Origin of the sequence: Brumimicrobium sp. (assembly GCF_048268645.1) — a bacterium.
In the GTDB taxonomy this organism is placed as follows: Bacteria; Bacteroidota; Bacteroidia; order Flavobacteriales_D; family Crocinitomicaceae; genus Brumimicrobium; species Brumimicrobium ulvae.
The window spans coordinates 46,435-60,960 of record NZ_JBLWVE010000016.1 but is presented as its reverse complement, the minus strand read 5'-3'; the positions used below and the strand labels follow the sequence as shown (position 1 = coordinate 60,960).

The window sequence follows — 14,526 nt, the reverse complement described above, 5'->3', positions numbered from 1 at the left end:
CGATGTGTCCGAATAAAAGCTTTACGCTTCCTCGAAGCGTTAGACTTTTTTCGTTTTGTAAAGTCTTGAACCTTTATTCGAAAGTCTCAGACTTATGGAAAACGAAAAAAGCCTTCCCTACGGGAAAGCTTTTATTCTTAGTGAGCCCGAAAGGATTCGAACCTTTGACCGCCTCCTTAGAAGGGAGGTGCTCTATCCAGCTGAGCTACGAGCCCTAGTATAACCTAGTACAAAACACACTTTTAATCAAAAAAAGGGGATGAACTGAATCATCCCCTTGTCGGGGTGGCAGGATTCGAACCTGCGACCTCCTGCTCCCAAAGCAGGCGCGATGACCGGGCTACGCTACACCCCGAACTAAAATGAGTTCGTTTTTATTTCAATTTCTTCATTAAGTTATCTTTCAGTATCGCTTTACTGAAAACCCTTCAAAATCTTACGATTGATTCAGTTCTTAATGTTTATTTCAAATCGGCTTCTTTTACAGAACCCTTTGCGGACGGCAAAGATAAGAACTCTTTTTTAGTTAACAAGTAGTTTTTTGAATTATTTTTTAATCATTTTTTAGTAGACTAAAAATCAAGACTTTTCTATATTGTTAATGTGAATTAAAATTGTTCACAAGTCTAATCTTTACGACCTTTCTACGGGTAAAAAAGCTTTGCTACGTGAGCTTCACTTCGTTCCGGTTCGAACCCTTGGTTCTCATCCCTCTACCAACTCTTACCGTTGTAGAATACCATTGCGGAGAGAGAGGGATTCGAACCCTCGATACAGTTGCCCGTATAACACCTTAGCAGGGTGCCGCTTTCAGCCACTCAGCCACCTCTCCGTTTTTATTTCAATTAAAATATTCCGCTTGAATATTTTACCCTAACCATTTCAGTTGCGGACTGCAAAAATACTAATTACTTAGACTATTCAAATCATTTTTCGAAAAAATATGTATGATTTTTTTCAACACCATTTTTTAAATGAGGTAAGTCATTCGTTCAATGACAGTTATTACTGCAACACCATAAATAACAAATAGTATTTTTTCATGTATTTCTTCTGTAGAACTAGCCTTTTTAAGACGTTCAAAGAGAAATAATAAAAAAGCAACGATTATAATCCCCCAATCAAAAGCGAATTGGTCTTTAAATAAAATGGTCAAAGGGATAATCGCCAAGGAAATTATTAATGGCAAATAATATTGCATTGATCTGTATCCCATCTCGCGAATTAATTTATACACAAGTGCAATAAAAGCAGCAACAGAACCCATCAAAACAACTGGTTCAACATTATTAAGGTACAAGTCGACTGTTGTGTGATCGAAAAAGAATTCGACAAAGTATTGTCCAACAAAAATCAAGGTAGTCATCCAAACTAAAAGAGAAATTCTTAAAAGAGGAGAAAAGTCTTTTTGAGATACCACCACATAGGTGATTAGAAAAGTAGCAAAGAGGAAAGGTTTAATGGGCAAAGGCGGTATAAAGGTGCCCAACTGCAACAAACTCATTAATCCATATAGTCCATAAATTAGGCAACCAACAATCACTGTTTTTCTTAAAGCTTCCATGTTTTATCTTTAGGTCAAGTAAAAAATCCTTACCGTTTACAAGATAAGGATTTAGTCAAAATAGAATACCTGAAAATTACTTTTTCTTCGCCAAAGCTTCTTCTACATATTTAAACGTAGAAAGCTTAACAGGCTGACCATCAATCACAGCTACGTTGTGCTCGAAGTGTGCACTTGGCATTCCATCTGCTGTGGCGATTGTCCATTCATCAGAGAGGTACTTGATTTGCTCAGTTCCCATATTAATCATTGGTTCAATTGCAATGGTCAATCCTTCTTTAATTTTTTTACCACGTCCTCTTCTTCCGTAATTCGGAATCTGTGGCTCTTCGTGCATTGTTTGCCCAATACCATGTCCAACAAGTTCTCTAACGACTCCGTACCCATGATCTTCTGCATGTTTTTGAATATGGTAACCAATATCACCTAACCTGTTCCCTACTCTAGTTTGTTCAATTCCAATTTCCAAACATTCTTGCGTTACTTTCAGTAATTTCAATTTATCTTCAGAAACATTTCCAACTGCAAATGTATAGGCATGATCTCCGTAATATCCTTCTAAAATAGCACCACAATCTACAGAAACAAGATCACCATCTTGAATAAGGTCCTTTCTTGGGTAACCATGAACAACTTCATCGTTTACAGAAATACACAATGTATTTGGAAAATCATACAATCCTAAAAATCCTGGAATTGCATTTTGCGATCGGATATAACTTTCAGCAATTGCATCCAACTCTAAAGTCGAAATCCCAGGTTCAATTGCCTCAGCAACTTTCCCCAATGTTCTACTTACTACTTGAGCTGCTTCTCTTATCAACTCAATTTGCTCTTTTGTCTTATAAATAATCATAGACCTATTAAAAAGTTCTAAAAAAGTAAAAAGGGAACATTCTAGAATGCTCCCTCATTAAAATATGTAAACACTCAGATGATTAAGATAAAATCTCTTTCACTTTATCAGCTGCTTCTTGTAAAAGAACAGCAGAGTGAACGTTTAATCCTGACTCATCGATTAATTTTTTCGCTTCAACAGCATTTGTTCCTTGCAAACGTACGATAAGGGGAACTGGAATTCCACCCATGTTTTTGTACGCATCAACAATACCTTGTGCAACACGATCACAACGAACAATACCACCAAAGATATTGATCAAGATTCCTTTCACGTTTTCATCTTTTAAAATGATTTCAAATGCTTTCTCAACACGAGCTGCATCTGCTGTACCTCCAACATCTAGGAAGTTCGCAGGATTACCACCTGACTGCTTGATAATGTCCATTGTAGCCATTGCTAGTCCAGCACCATTCACCATACAACCAACGTTTCCATCCAATTTAACGAAGTTTAATCCAGCCTCATCAGCTTCAACCTCTGCAGGATCTTCTTCTGTTTTATCACGCATTGCTGCATAATCCTTATGACGGAACAAAGCCGTTGCATCCAAAGTAACTTTAGCATCAACTGCAATCACTTTATCATCTGATGTTTTTAACACTGGGTTAATTTCAAACATTGATGCATCACATCCTATGTAAGCGGCATATAAAGAGGAAACGAATTTCGTCATTTCTTTAAACGCTTTTCCGCTTAATCCTAAATTAAATGCGATTTTTCTTGCTTGGAATCCTTGAAGTCCAACTCGTGGATCAACTTCTTCCTTAAAGATAAGGTGTGGTGTCTCCTCAGCTACCGCTTCGATATCCATCCCCCCTTCTGTCGAATAAATAATTACGTTTCTTCCACTATCACGATCCATTAAAACGGACATATAGATTTCAGACGGCTCACTTTCACCAGGATAGTATACATCCTCAGCGATCATCACTTTATTCACTTTTTTAGCTACACCGTTTGTTTGTGCAGTTTCTAAATGTCCTCCTAAGATTCCCTTTACAACCTCTTCAACTTTATCGATTCCTTTGGCTAAAACTACTCCGTGTGAACCTGTCTCTTCGATGATTCCTTTTCCACGACCTCCAGCGTGAATTTGTGCCTTAACAACATACCATTCAGTACCTGTTTTCTCTGTTAACTCTTTTGCTTTGCTTACAGCATCTTCAACCGCGTCAATCACTACGCTTTCTTGAATTGCAACTCCAAAACTCTTTAAAATCGATTTTCCTTGATATTCGTGTAAATTCATTATTTTACATTATTAATTTCGGCACTAAAGTAATCTTATTTAATACAATTTTCAAGCATAACTGCTAAAAAGTAATAAACAACTCAATATAAATTCTTTATACCTTTAAATACCTAAAAAGTACCATTAAACAAAAAAAGTCCACCTGTTGCTGATGGACTATTATCAATATTATTCTAATTCCTAGCGCTTAGCTAACTTATCACTAGAAACTGTAAGTCTTTTTCTTCCTTTACGACGACGAGCAGCGAGTACTCTACGACCATTTTTTGTAGCCATACGACTACGGAATCCATGCTTATTTCTTCTCTTACGTTGTGATGGTTGAAACGTTCTTTTCATGACCTATTTTATTATAATTTAAAAATTCTCTTTCCGTTTAAGGATGGCAAAGGTAATTCTTTTTTGATTTAAACAAAACTCAAATGCAAAAATATTCTTTTTTTAATCGTTATCCACACTTCTTCCATTAACTTTGCAATCCAATTTACATTTTATACTGTACAAAGAATGCTTAAACCAAAAAATAAAAAGAAGGACCGTGTAAAACTTAGCAAAGAATCAGTTCAAAAAGCGAAACGCATCTTTAGTTATTTAAAGCCTTATCGTTTATACTTTTTTATTGGCTGGATCTTTTTAGTACTCTCCTCTTCTGCAGGATTGTTTTTCCCCTACTTGTTAGGCCAGCTTTTAGGAAGTGACCTACCTTCTGAAACCGGTACCCCAAGCAATCAAGAACTTTTAGAAGGGATTGACTTGAACAACATCAATAGTGTTGCCTTAGCTTTATTGGTTTTATTGGTCATTCAAAGCGTGTTCTCTTTCTTTAGGGTAGTTATTTTTACCCAAGTCACAGAAAAAACAATGAGAGACATCAGAAAAGATGCCTTCGATAAATTGGTTTACATGCCTATGGATTTCTTCAATAAAAACAAGGTTGGTGAACTAACAGGTAGAATTGCAGCTGATATTACCCTAATTCAAGATACGCTTAGAACTACCATCGCTGAATTCTTTAGACAAATCATCATTATTATTGGTTCCATTATTTTCATTACAATCGTTTCTTGGAAACTGGCGCTAATTATGCTAGCGACCGTCCCGGTAATGGCCTTAATCGCAGTAATATTCGGTCGATTCATTAGAAAGTTAAGCAAAAAAGCACAAGATTATTCTGCTACTTCAAACGCTATAATCGAAGAAAGCTTAATGGGCATCACTAATGTAAAAACCTTCACCAATGAAGCTTTTATGATTGCTAAATACAGAAAATCAATCGAAACGATTAAAAAGTTAAATATTAAAAGTGGAAACTGGAGAGGTCTCTTTATTTCATTTATTATTACATGTCTTTTTGGTGCAATTATTTTTATCATCTGGCAAGGACTCCACATGACAGTTGGTCCTGACGCAACATTAGACAAAGGAGATTTCTTTTCATTTGTTATGTTTACTGTATTCATGGGGGCCAGTATCGGGTCTATTCCTGATTTATATGCAACAATGCAAAAAGCAGTTGGAGCAACAGAACATTTAATGAATATTATTACTGAAGAAACGGAAGAAATGATCCATAAAGGAACAAAAACAACTCCAATACACGGTGATGTTGCATTCAATGATGTTTCTTTCTTTTATCCGCAAAGAAAAGATTTTAAAGTACTCGACCATCTTACGTTCTCAGCAAAGAAGGGAGAGAAAATCGCCTTCGTTGGAGCTTCTGGAGCAGGAAAAACAACCATAGCTTCCATACTTCAACGTTTTTACTCTCCAACTTCAGGAACTTATACCATCGACGGAACTGATGTGAGTGAATTTTCATTGAATCACTTAAGAAGCCACACTGCTCTAGTACCTCAAGAGGTCATTTTATTCAGCGGGAGTATAAAAGATAATATTCGTTTTGGAAAACAAGTCGCTACAGATGAGGAAATCATTTCTGCAGCCAAAAAGGCCAATGCCTTTGACTTCATCTCTTCTTTTCCTGATGGATTCGAAACAGAAGTTGGTGACCGTGGAATTCAACTTTCGGGTGGACAAAAACAAAGAATAGCCATTGCGCGAGCAATATTAAAGGACCCAACAATTCTTATTTTAGATGAGGCTACTTCTGCTTTAGACACGGAATCAGAACGATTGGTTCAAGACGCTTTAGACAACTTAATGGAAAACAGAACTTCTTTCATTATCGCCCATCGCCTATCTACCATTCGTAAGGTAGATACAATACTGGTGATGGAGCACGGTAAGATTGTTGAAAAAGGGACACATGACGAGTTGATCAATAAAGTAGATGGAGTTTATGCAAACTTAAATGAAATGCAGCTAAACTAATCACATGTACACTTTGAAATTCAAAGCTTTAATCGTATACTGGCTGTTCAGTGGATTAATAATATTCTTGATATTCTGAATAACCTTTTTATATTTGTAATGTTAAATGCTAAAGCAACAGACAACTTAATGCAATGAGAAATTACTTATTATCTCTCAGCTTATTGATTTCAAGCCAATTATTTGGACAGATGAGTTCCAACTTTAACTCTTCGAAAAATTGGTCAATGAATAAGCATGAGGTCTTCTTCGCTGTTGGACCTACCTTCTTTTTAGGAGATTTAGGAGGACTAAACAAAGAAGGAACACAGAAGTCTATCGTAGATCTTGATTTTTCAAGTACAAGGATTGGTGGCGGACTAGGTTACCGATTTAGATTTCACCCAAGATGGGCCACTTCAACACAATTGTATTTTGCTTTAGTTGATGGAAAAGATTCTAATACTGATGAAATTATTCGCCGAAGCAGAAACCTTTCCTTCCGCTCCCCTATCTTAGAGTTAAGTCAACGCTTAGAACTAATTATCTTAGCCAACGAAAAGGTGGGGGCCAGATACAACATACGTGGATTAAAAGGAATGCGCCCAAGAGCAGATGTACTCTATGTTTTTTCAGGAATTTCTGGGTTCTATTACAACCCTCAAACACAAATCAATGGGAAATGGACCAACCTTCGCCCCTTAAGAACCGAAGGCCAAGGACTACCTGGAGGCGCAGATGAATATGGAATGTTTAGTTTAGCGATTCCCTTTGGTGTCGGCTTTAAATTTGGTATAGGTCAATTTTGGAGACTAGGCATGGAAATTTCCTACAATAAAACATTTACTGACTATATAGATGATGTGAGTACCGTTTACTATAGCCCAAGCACATTGGCTTCTGAAGTTGGTTCTGACGCTGTATATGCAGCCAATCCAGCCATAGAAAATCATTCCTGGTTTGGGGAGGGAATGCAACGTGGAAATTCTGAAGATAAAGACGCTTATCTTTTTGCGAATATTGTACTTACTAGAAACATTACTTATCCTAAACCAAAACGTGGTTCAAGGGTAAAATGGAAAGGAAGAACAAAATTTTAATCGAATATAAAATAATATTAAGGTGAGCGAATGGCTCGCCTTTTTTTATTCCTATTTTTGTCAAAACATTTATGCTATGTACGCTTTAATTAAACGCATTTTCTTTCTTTTTGACCCAGAAAAGATCCATCATTTCACCTTCAAATTAATCAAGTTTACCTTGTCCATTCCAGGGATGAAATCTCTGTGGAAAAAATGGTACGTTGTAGAAGATAAAAAATTAGAGAGAAAATTATTTGGATTAACTTTTAAAAACCCTGTTGGACTTGCCGCTGGGTTTGATAAAAATGGAAAACTATTTAATGAATTAGAATATTGTGGGTTTGGTTTTATAGAAGTAGGTACTGTAACGCCACTTGCACAAGAAGGGAATCCAAAAAAACGCCTGTTCCGTTTAACTGAAGATGAAGCGATCATCAATAGAATGGGTTTCAACAACGATGGATTAGAAACCCTAGTTGAACAGCTAAAAAAACGAAAAACAAAACTAATCATCGGTGGTAATATTGGTAAAAACAAAGTCACACCAAATGAAAATGCCGTTGATGATTATGTGGCATGTTTCAACGCACTTTATCAGCATGTGGATTACTTCGTAGTCAACGTAAGTTCTCCAAACACTCCTAATCTAAGAGCATTGCAAGACAAAGCTCCTTTAACCGCCTTATTGAAAACTTTAAAAGACCTCAATCAAACCAAGGAAATTCAACGTCCTATTCTATTAAAAATTGCACCAGATTTAACCGACAGTCAACTGGATGATATCATAGACATCGTAGCAGAAACAAAAATAGAAGGCGTTATTGCAACCAACACAACTATCGACCGATCTGGATTAAAAACTGAAAATGTCGAAGCAATAGGAGCTGGAGGAGTATCAGGAAAGCCATTAACCAAACGTTCTACAGAAGTCATCCGTTACCTGCACGACCAATCCAACGGTAGTTTTCCTATTATTGGTGTTGGTGGAATTCATTCAGCGAAAGATGCCTTGGAAAAAATTGAAGCAGGCGCCTCGTTACTCCAAGTTTATACTGGTTTTATCTATGAAGGTCCTAAATTATTAAGAGAAATCAATGAAGCGCTGTTAAAATAATAAGCTTTTCTTATATTAGTAAAATGGAAGAATTAAAAATTATAGAGTGTCCTCGTGATGCAATGCAAGGTATCAAGGAGTTTATTCCCACAACAACAAAGATTTCATATATCAATGAACTTTTAAAAGTAGGATTCGATACGATTGATTTTGGAAGTTTTGTTTCGCCTAAGGCTATTCCCCAAATGAAAGACACAGCAGAGGTGCTTAAACACTTAAACCTATCTAATACCCGTTCGAAGTTGTTGGCCATCGTAGCCAATGAAAGAGGTGCCCAAGATGCTGCTCAATTTGAAGAAATCAATTATTTAGGATACCCCTTTTCTGTTTCAGAAACATTCCAACAACGCAATACCAACACCTCTATTGAAGGTAGTTTAGGGAGATTAGAAAGTATTCAAGAAATAGCAGTAAAATCCAATAAAAAATTAGTGGTCTATCTTTCAATGGGCTTTGGTAATCCCTACGGTGACCCATGGAATGCTGAAACTGTTTTAAAATGGGCTTCTCGATTAAACAATGAAATGGGGATCGAAATTTTATCACTTTCTGATACTATCGGAGTTTCGACTGCTGGGTCAATTACCAGTATTCTCAATGGAATAACTCCAGAATTGCCCAATGCAGAGATTGGTGTTCACCTTCACACAACACCAGACACTTATCACAAAAAAGTCAAGGCAGCCTATGATGCTGGATGCAGACGATTTGATGGTGCAATTAGAGGGTTTGGAGGTTGTCCAATGGCCAAAGATGACTTGGTAGGAAATATGCCTACTGAAAAAATGGTGGCCTATTTTACAGAAAACAACATTCGCACAAATATTGACAATGGAGCTTTAGAAAGAGCTGTGCAACAAAGTAATTACGTTTTTTAAGCTTTATGATATGAAGAATATATTTTTAATGATTACATCTTTATTTTTTATCCATACAGCGATAGGAAAAGAAACAACTGCATATGAATTATCAAACTTCGAATCCCTCGTTGTAATTGGTAATTTCCCCGTAGAGGTTGTACAGTCTGATCGAAAAGAAGCCATTGTGAACAAACACAGCGATAAAGTAGATCTAAACAACCTTTCTTTTTCATACACCAACAAAGTTCTTACAATAAAATACAGCGGTAGCTTTGTTGAAACAATTGACTTACACATCATCATCTACACTCCTTCACCGATTGCTAATGTTGAAGCAAGAAGAGGTGCTGAGATTAGAATTAATGAAGCTGGTGATTTTGAATCTAACGTTAGTTACAAAGTGGATTCTGGCAGTAAAATGCTTATTGAAAACATCAATGCTCCAACGGTTAAGGCTGAAATCACAAAAGGAGGATCAATTCGCATTACAGGAAAAACAGAATTATTTGAACCTACTGTAAAAACGGGAGGTATAATTGCTGCCGTGCGCTTAAAATCAAAAGAAGTCATCGCAAACATTACTTTTGGTGGCGAAATTATCTGCGGGCCGACAAAAATTCTAAACGCTAAAGTTACCAGCGGCGGAACTATTAACTATACTGGAAATCCTGATATTACTCAAAAAATCACACTAGGAGGTACAATTGAAAAGATATGATATTAAGACTTATTTCTGTTTTTAGCGTGTTTTTTATTTTTGCCTGTAGCAATGACAGCGCAGAAAAAAGTGAATCAACTCCCCCTTTAAATAAAGAAAATACCGAGGGAAATATTTCTGATGGGGAGGAAGTTTCCACGACAGGAGACTCCACTACTGATACAATAAAAGTAGAAACCTTATTTAACGCCTCAGGTTTCGATGACAAAAAGTATTATGAACTCTTAATCGAAACCCATTTATGTAATCCCAACTTTGATGCTTCTGCACAAGATGGCACAACACCTTGCAGTGCTAAATTCTTCGAGTTTCATCCATACAATCACAAAAGAAGCATTGAAGATGCATTTCTGTTGCAAGTCAAAGCGGGAGTTAATAATTATCCCTACCGACGCTTATTGATTTTCGTAAGAGAAAAAGGCAAACTGGTTTTAATGAATGGAATTGTTGGTTACTTGGTTGAACGCATAACTACTCCAAATGAAATTGACGACCTAATCGTTGCTATTTTTGACGATTTAGGAAACGATAAATTCGATCGTTATGATGTTCTGATCAGATACAAAGAAGGTAAATATCACTTTGTAGAAGCCGTTGGTGATTTACATGGAACATTTGATACACCTGATTTAAAACAAAGGGCCTCAAAGGCAATTCTTGAACGTATCAATGAAAAGGAACTGATCTTTTGAGAAGCTTTATTTTTATCATATCATCCATACTGCTTTCTGCCTGTATCAATGAATACACCTTAGACTCAAATTTCCCAACTCACCATATTCATTCCAATAGTGCAAAAGTATGGGTCCTTAATAATACCGATGATTTAAAGTCAAAAAAGGTTTCAAAACTGAAGGCCTACAGAAAAACATATACTTTTTATTTAAACGGCACATTTAGAGAACAAGAACTCATCCATTTAGGAAGTGATGCTGGTCTTGTTGGTCATTACAGAATAGAAAATGATCATAAAGACCGCTCTAAACTAATCCTTGACTTCAAGGACAGCCCATCAGAATATTACGAAATAATAAAAATCACCAACACTTATCTTGAGCTTAAAAGTACTGGTGAGAACCCAGAGACTTGGCGTTTTAAAACCCTAAAACCTCCTGTATTATGATTTTAATTATCGATTGTGGTTATTCATCGATTTATAAATTGGAGGATTTGGTAGATCAATACAGCGATTATACTACAGTCTCTATTTACGATATTCAATACGAAGAAATTCAAAAGTTAAATCCTAAAGGAGCTATTATTTCTCACGCACATATTTCAATTCACGAAACCAACGTAGAAAAATATATTGAGAAAATAAAGGAAGTTTTAAAACTTGAGATACCTGTACTGGGAATTGGAGTCGGACACCACTTATTGGGCGTTTGTTTTGATGCGCGTCCTGCTTATGAACCCTACCGAAATGAACTTGTGGACATTGGGCTTTTAGAAACTGAAGGACTTTTTGACAAGCTCCCCTACGAAGTACAATTGATCAAAGACAATGCAGGCACCATTTCCATCCCTCCTGGATTCCAACTTTTAGCCAGTTCAGATTACAGCATTAATGAAGCCATGAAAAAACATGATGCGCCTATTTACGGAGTACAATTTCTACCTGAGGTTTCCGGAAATTTAGGGGCAGTCATTATGGATAACTTTGTGAATATTTCTATGGGGAAAGCAAATTGATTCCAACTTATTTTTAGAACTTAGCAATTATGTTATTAAATCGCTTGTGGATCGGATTGTTTATGTCAGCATTGGCTGTTGGATTAGGAAAACTAATCTTCTTTGGTGATTTAATGATTTTCAAGGAAATGGTCAACGAGCTATTCGCCAGTGCTGAACTTGCTTTTAAAATTGCTCTGTTCTTAACTGGTGCGCTTTGCCTTTGGATGGGGATAATGGAAATCGGTGAAAAAGGTGGTGCAATTCGCATTTTAACAAGATTGGTTTCTCCATTATTTGGAAAATTATTTCCTGACATTCCAAAGGATCATCCTGCCGTTGGTTCGATGATGATGAATTTCAGCGCCAATATGCTTGGATTAGACAATGCTGCTACTCCTCTTGGACTAAAGGCGATGGGACAGTTGCAAGAGCTTAATCCAAAGAAAGACACTGCTTCTAATGCACAAATCATGTTCCTGGTCATGAACACCTCTGGGTTAACCATTATTCCTGTGAGTATTTTAGCCTACCGTAGTGGAGCTGGATCTACTTCCCCCTCGGAGGTCTTTTTACCAATTCTTATTTCTACTTTTTTCGCATCACTGGTTGGATTAATGGTGGTGGCCTACAAACAAAAAATCAACTTACTGAATAAAGTTATTCTTGGATATTTAGGAACACTGACCGTACTCATCGTAGGATTATTGGTTTGGCTATACAACAATCCTGATTGGGTTGAACCGGTCTCCAATGTCGGCGGAAATCTACTTTTATTCTCAGTAATTATCACCTTCTTGATACTAGGTATTCGAAAGAGAATCAATGTCTACGAAGTTTTTATTGACGGTGCAAAAGGAGGTTTCGACGTGGCCATTAAAATCGTTCCTTATTTGGTCGCTATTCTTGTTGCAATTGGTGTTTTTAAAGCTTCTGGAGCCATGGAAATACTTTTTGATGGTGTTCGCTACCTCTTAAAACTTGCCCATGTGGCCAACACTGAATTCGTAGAAGCTTTGCCGACTGCATTTATGAAACCCTTCAGCGGAGGTGCTGCACGTGGAATGATGTTAGAGACATTTGCAACCCATGGTGTTGACTCCTTCATTGGTAAAATGGCGGCTACTTTCCAAGGATCAACCGAAACAACATTTTATGTTTTAGCAGTATACTTTGGTTCTGTGGGCATTAAAAAAACCCGTTATGCTGCTGGTGCAGGATTAATTGCAGATGCTGCTGGAATTATAGCGGCTATATTTATCTCATTCTTATTTTACACCTAATGAGAAAAAAGCTAGATCAACTCAAGCCAGAAGATGCAATTCCATTATTGGTAAGACTCAAAACGCTTATTCTTGGAAAAAATAAACCTGATGGATTTACACGGTTGATGTTTACCTCCTCTTTGTTCTCGTGGTTGTTACTTACGATTTGGAATGCCGTGAGCTACTTTGTGTTGTTAACTTCTGACATTATTGAAGAGAATAAAGGCTTTTCGGTTAAAGATGTGATTATCAAAAACGGACAAAACCTCGGATTTAACGGAGAGGAATTTCTTTCCTCTATCACCACGTTTTATTTCAACAGCCTATTTGTTTGGCTATTCATTTTCTTCGGATTGGTATTGATGTATCGTAAAAAACGAATTTACACTTTAGTGGTTTTAGGCGGATTGGCATTTCATTTTATCTATATGTTTTTCGTTCTCGGTTTTCAGTATTTCATTGAAGACGTTTCCTTTTTTGATAAAATTCTCTACGGTATTTTAATTGTCGTTGCAATGATTCATTCATTATTAATGAGCAAAGAAAAAAATGCTGTATTAAATGAGGAAGATGAGATTGCGGATTACAATTAATCCCCCAAACTCCATTCAATAAATGCATTCATAACATTCTTCCACTCTCCATTTTTATAATCTGGTTTTCCATCAACTAATGGAAAAAAGTTATGTTCTAATCCAGGATAACGTTTCACAACATAATTCATTTTGCCTTGTTCGATAAAATATAATGGAATCATGTCTGAGTTTACACAACCAATATCTTCGGAGCCGTAGACAATATAAACTGGTATTTTCAATCCTGCCAATTCATGAAGAGATGATTTCGAAAACGACCTCCAAGAAGTTAAATGTGGCCTTGCTTTTAAAGAATCATCATTGTGCACACGGGCATAAAATGCATAACGATTGGCTTGCAAAGAATCAGCTTCCTCCCAAGTAATCTCACCTTTTTCAGCACGGACCCTAATTCTCCGTAAAATCTCATGCATCCTTGGTTCATAACTATAGGCTGATAATCCCAAATGCGTGACATGCTCATTATCATCTGCAAGTGCAACTGCTACTCTACTGCCTTGAGAATGACCAAAAACTACAATTTTTGAAGTATCAACATAATCCTCATTCATCATAAATTCAATCACTGTATTTGCTCTTCTCACATAATTCTCAAGGTAATCCGCCAATGAAAACTCATCTGTTGGATTTCTTCTTCCAGAATTTCCAATATAAAAGTATTGCTCTGAAAGCTCTTCAATTTTTGGAACTAATGGAGTTTTGGGCATTGAAATAACGGCCACATGATAATGTTTTTTCATGTTTTCTAAATCGAAATTTCCAAATTGAAGTGGTGCTATTCTATGGTTTCCAAAATCGACAAACAATGGAACGGGCAAAGAACCTTGACAGAATAATAACAATGGTTTTTTAACATTTAAAACCGTATCAGCAATCACGAAATCTATAGTATCATTTTCTTGTTCAATACGAAAAGAAGTATAATCTGTTCCTACTACTCTAGTTTGAGACAATGAATAAGGGATTGAAACTAGAAAAGTTAAAAATAGTATTACATTTTTCATGAATAATTAAATTTACAATGATGTAACTAAATTAATCATTCTTTCTTTACTGTTGGTATTTACCTAATCCAAAACTCTAATTGAACAAACATTTCTTATTTTTGTAATGATATAGATTTTTTAAACATTTAACTTTAAATCCTTGATCGATAAAGCCAATTACTGGTTTTACCAAATGCGATTATTTTA

The 14,526-nt window shown here is 36.3% G+C and carries 15 protein-coding genes and 3 tRNA genes; 10 read left to right on the top strand and 8 right to left on the bottom strand.

Annotated features, from left to right (window positions below):
* Positions 1–141: 141 nt before the first annotated feature.
* The 7 genes from ACN0U3_RS12085 to rpmH all read right to left on the bottom strand — a co-directional run bounded on the left by ACN0U3_RS12085 (position 142) and on the right by rpmH (position 4,056).
* Positions 142–215: transfer RNA gene (locus tag ACN0U3_RS12085), tRNA-Arg, on the bottom strand.
* A 65-nt stretch (positions 216–280) separates the two neighbouring features.
* Positions 281–355, bottom strand: a tRNA-Pro gene (locus ACN0U3_RS12080).
* 390 nt (positions 356–745) lie between these two features.
* Positions 746–832, bottom strand: a tRNA-Ser gene (locus ACN0U3_RS12075).
* 138 nt (positions 833–970) lie between these two features.
* The gene (locus tag ACN0U3_RS12070) at positions 971–1,564 is read right to left on the bottom strand and encodes a hypothetical protein (RefSeq protein WP_417266419.1); all 594 of its coding nucleotides are present in this window, start codon (positions 1,562–1,564) and stop codon (positions 971–973) included.
* A gap of 76 nt (positions 1,565–1,640) precedes the next feature.
* Positions 1,641–2,420: a type I methionyl aminopeptidase gene (gene map, locus ACN0U3_RS12065; protein ID WP_299206175.1), complete on the bottom strand. Its 780-nt coding sequence runs from the start codon at positions 2,418–2,420 to the stop codon at positions 1,641–1,643.
* 82 nt (positions 2,421–2,502) lie between these two features.
* A complete protein-coding gene (gene sucC / locus ACN0U3_RS12060) occupies positions 2,503–3,714 on the bottom strand; it encodes an ADP-forming succinate--CoA ligase subunit beta (protein ID WP_299206177.1) in 1,212 nt (403 codons plus the stop codon).
* 183 nt (positions 3,715–3,897) lie between these two features.
* On the bottom strand, positions 3,898–4,056 hold the full coding sequence (rpmH, locus tag ACN0U3_RS12055) for a 50S ribosomal protein L34 (RefSeq protein ID WP_299206179.1): 159 nt from the start codon (positions 4,054–4,056) through the stop codon (positions 3,898–3,900).
* Between the two features lie 168 nt (positions 4,057–4,224).
* Between rpmH and ACN0U3_RS12050 the strand changes: the two genes are divergently transcribed.
* The 10 genes from ACN0U3_RS12050 (at position 4,225) to ACN0U3_RS12005 (ending at position 13,330) form a co-directional block, all read left to right on the top strand.
* Entirely contained in the window at positions 4,225–6,048 is a 1,824-nt protein-coding gene (locus ACN0U3_RS12050) for an ABC transporter ATP-binding protein (RefSeq protein ID WP_417266418.1), read from the top strand.
* Between the two features lie 227 nt (positions 6,049–6,275).
* Positions 6,276–7,127, top strand: a complete 852-nt coding sequence (locus ACN0U3_RS12045; RefSeq protein ID WP_299206183.1) for a DUF6089 family protein — start codon at positions 6,276–6,278, stop codon at positions 7,125–7,127.
* A gap of 76 nt (positions 7,128–7,203) precedes the next feature.
* A complete protein-coding gene (locus tag ACN0U3_RS12040) occupies positions 7,204–8,223 on the top strand; it encodes a quinone-dependent dihydroorotate dehydrogenase (protein ID WP_417266417.1) in 1,020 nt (339 codons plus the stop codon).
* A 23-nt stretch (positions 8,224–8,246) separates the two neighbouring features.
* Positions 8,247–9,101: a hydroxymethylglutaryl-CoA lyase gene (locus ACN0U3_RS12035; protein WP_299206187.1), complete on the top strand. Its 855-nt coding sequence runs from the start codon at positions 8,247–8,249 to the stop codon at positions 9,099–9,101.
* 10 nt (positions 9,102–9,111) lie between these two features.
* Positions 9,112–9,801, top strand: a complete 690-nt coding sequence (locus tag ACN0U3_RS12030) for a GIN domain-containing protein (RefSeq protein WP_417266416.1) — start codon at positions 9,112–9,114, stop codon at positions 9,799–9,801.
* Positions 9,798–10,493 (top strand): hypothetical protein, encoded by a 696-nt coding sequence (locus ACN0U3_RS12025; RefSeq protein WP_417266415.1) that lies wholly within the window; start codon positions 9,798–9,800, stop codon positions 10,491–10,493. Before ACN0U3_RS12030 ends, ACN0U3_RS12025 begins: the two co-directional genes overlap by 4 nt.
* The gene (locus ACN0U3_RS12020) at positions 10,490–10,924 is read left to right on the top strand and encodes a hypothetical protein (RefSeq protein WP_417266414.1); all 435 of its coding nucleotides are present in this window, start codon (positions 10,490–10,492) and stop codon (positions 10,922–10,924) included. The genes ACN0U3_RS12025 and ACN0U3_RS12020 overlap by 4 nt, the downstream gene beginning before the upstream one ends.
* On the top strand, positions 10,921–11,493 hold the full coding sequence (locus ACN0U3_RS12015; protein WP_299206195.1) for a glutamine amidotransferase-related protein: 573 nt from the start codon (positions 10,921–10,923) through the stop codon (positions 11,491–11,493). Before ACN0U3_RS12020 ends, ACN0U3_RS12015 begins: the two co-directional genes overlap by 4 nt.
* Positions 11,494–11,522: 29 nt before the next feature.
* Positions 11,523–12,755 carry a nucleoside recognition domain-containing protein gene (locus ACN0U3_RS12010; RefSeq protein ID WP_417266413.1) on the top strand — a complete coding sequence of 411 codons (1,233 nt, stop codon included), beginning with the start codon at positions 11,523–11,525 and terminating at the stop codon, positions 12,753–12,755.
* Entirely contained in the window at positions 12,755–13,330 is a 576-nt protein-coding gene (locus ACN0U3_RS12005) for a hypothetical protein (protein WP_417266412.1), read from the top strand. The genes ACN0U3_RS12010 and ACN0U3_RS12005 overlap by 1 nt, the downstream gene beginning before the upstream one ends.
* Here the strand turns inward: ACN0U3_RS12005 and ACN0U3_RS12000 are convergent.
* Entirely contained in the window at positions 13,327–14,337 is a 1,011-nt protein-coding gene (locus ACN0U3_RS12000) for an alpha/beta fold hydrolase (protein ID WP_417266411.1), read from the bottom strand. The genes ACN0U3_RS12005 and ACN0U3_RS12000 overlap by 4 nt on opposite strands.
* Between the last annotated feature and the right edge of the window lie 189 nt (positions 14,338–14,526).

Bases quoted from the DNA above. Each gene is read 5' to 3' on its own strand.
- ACN0U3_RS12000 (WP_417266411.1), bottom strand. From the start codon at position 14,337: ATGAAAAATGTAATACTATTTTTAACTTTTCTAGTTTCAATCCCTTAT.
- rpmH (WP_299206179.1), bottom strand. From the start codon at position 4,056: ATGAAAAGAACGTTTCAACCATCACAACGTAAGAGAAGAAATAAGCAT.
- ACN0U3_RS12010 (WP_417266413.1), top strand. From the start codon at position 11,523: ATGTTATTAAATCGCTTGTGGATCGGATTGTTTATGTCAGCATTGGCT.
- ACN0U3_RS12035 (WP_299206187.1), top strand. From the start codon at position 8,247: ATGGAAGAATTAAAAATTATAGAGTGTCCTCGTGATGCAATGCAAGGT.
- ACN0U3_RS12025 (WP_417266415.1), top strand. From the start codon at position 9,798: ATGATATTAAGACTTATTTCTGTTTTTAGCGTGTTTTTTATTTTTGCC.
- ACN0U3_RS12040 (WP_417266417.1), top strand. From the start codon at position 7,204: ATGTACGCTTTAATTAAACGCATTTTCTTTCTTTTTGACCCAGAAAAG.
- ACN0U3_RS12005 (WP_417266412.1), top strand. From the start codon at position 12,755: ATGAGAAAAAAGCTAGATCAACTCAAGCCAGAAGATGCAATTCCATTA.
- ACN0U3_RS12050 (WP_417266418.1), top strand. From the start codon at position 4,225: ATGCTTAAACCAAAAAATAAAAAGAAGGACCGTGTAAAACTTAGCAAA.
- ACN0U3_RS12045 (WP_299206183.1), top strand. From the start codon at position 6,276: ATGAATAAGCATGAGGTCTTCTTCGCTGTTGGACCTACCTTCTTTTTA.
- map (WP_299206175.1), bottom strand. From the start codon at position 2,420: ATGATTATTTATAAGACAAAAGAGCAAATTGAGTTGATAAGAGAAGCA.
- sucC (WP_299206177.1), bottom strand. From the start codon at position 3,714: ATGAATTTACACGAATATCAAGGAAAATCGATTTTAAAGAGTTTTGGA.
- ACN0U3_RS12015 (WP_299206195.1), top strand. From the start codon at position 10,921: ATGATTTTAATTATCGATTGTGGTTATTCATCGATTTATAAATTGGAG.
- ACN0U3_RS12070 (WP_417266419.1), bottom strand. From the start codon at position 1,564: ATGGAAGCTTTAAGAAAAACAGTGATTGTTGGTTGCCTAATTTATGGA.
- ACN0U3_RS12030 (WP_417266416.1), top strand. From the start codon at position 9,112: ATGAAGAATATATTTTTAATGATTACATCTTTATTTTTTATCCATACA.